This is a genomic window from Salinimicrobium oceani (genome assembly GCF_012037645.1).
Genome location: NZ_JAAVJR010001304.1, coordinates 1 through 329 on the forward strand (window position 1 = coordinate 1; position 329 = coordinate 329).

Here is a 329-nt window from a genome sequence, read left to right on the forward strand (position 1 = left end):
TGAATATACCGAATATCTATTCCATTCTCCAGCATATGGGTGGCATAGGAATGCCGAAGGGTATGTGGGGTTACCTTCTTCTTTATTCCGGCACGCCGGCAAGACTCCTGTAAAAAAGCTCTAACGCTCTGAGCGCTGTACGGCCCGCCACCCTGTCCTTCTGCAAAATAAATATGCGGAAAATAGGTGGAAAGATAATTGTTGAGCAAGGGTAACATGCTCTCTGCCAAAACTACCACGCGATCCTTACGCCCCTTGGAATTTTTTATTACAATTTGACGCCGCAAAACATCTATTTGTGACAGCTTTAACTCCAGTAATTCTCCAAT

At 44.7% G+C, this 329-nt stretch carries 1 protein-coding gene; it reads right to left on the reverse strand.

Annotated features, from left to right (window positions below):
• Nucleotides 1-329: tyrosine-type recombinase/integrase (locus HC175_RS21940; RefSeq protein WP_168139991.1), on the reverse strand; the 329-nt coding region annotated here is incomplete at both ends.